The organism is Mycoplasma wenyonii (assembly GCF_003265155.1).
Taxonomy (GTDB): Bacteria; Bacillota_I; Bacilli_A; order Mycoplasmatales; family Mycoplasmoidaceae; genus Eperythrozoon_A; species Eperythrozoon_A wenyonii_C.
Genome location: NZ_QKVO01000030.1, coordinates 1 through 769, shown reverse-complemented (window position 1 = coordinate 769; position 769 = coordinate 1). Strand labels below are relative to the sequence as shown.

Annotated in this window: 1 protein-coding gene; it reads left to right on the top strand. The window is 32.8% G+C overall.

The window, feature by feature from the left end; all coding sequences use genetic code 4:
• Nucleotides 1-739, top strand: a 739-nt coding sequence (locus tag DNK47_RS03330; RefSeq protein WP_181454175.1) for a DnaB-like helicase C-terminal domain-containing protein, incomplete at its 5' end; no start/stop codon positions are given.
• Nucleotides 740-769: the final 30 nt, after the last annotated feature.

Sequence of the window (769 nt, the reverse complement as noted above, 5' to 3'; positions counted from 1 at the left end):
CTCTCCCCCTTTTAAAGCTGAGGGAGAGAATGCCATAGGAATTTTCTCTCTAGAAATGATTAATGAAATTATTATTGAGAAATTGATTGCAATCGACTCTAAAACAAAGCTGAATACCCTTCAAAAACTCTCTGAAGGGAAGAAAGTCCAAGATTTTTACTTGGAAATAATAGAGAATTCCAAGAAAAAACTCTCTGAAGCCAACTTGTTATTTTGTGATGATGTCAATATCACCTTAGGAAAAATAATTGCAACTGTTAAATTATGAGCCCGTAAGTACTTATTAAAGCTAGTAATTATTGACTATTTACAGTTAATTAATCTACCTTTAGACAAAGAGTTAAATAATCTAAATCCTACTCAAAAAATCAGTTTAATTTCCAGACAACTAAAGATTCTTGCGATGGAGTTGAATATTTGTATTCTTTCCCTGTCTCAATTGAATAGAAAGCTAGAGGAAAGAAGAGGTTCAGATAAAACTCCTGTTCTCTCTGACTTAAGAGATTCTGGTTCCATTGAGCAAGACGCAGACATAGTCATCTTCTTATTTCCAAGTCTAGGAAAAAAGACTAAAGAAGTTGTTGAGGCGGGTGAAGAAGAAATAGAAATGGTTGGAGATGAAGAACTTAATTACTCTACAGAAATCTCTTTAAAGATAGGAAAAAACAGATATGGACCTACAGGAATTATCAAATTCTTGTTAGACAAAGAGATAGGAAAGTTTAGTGTAATTAAATAGATAGTCTTAAATTGGTGCGTTTAGAGGGGA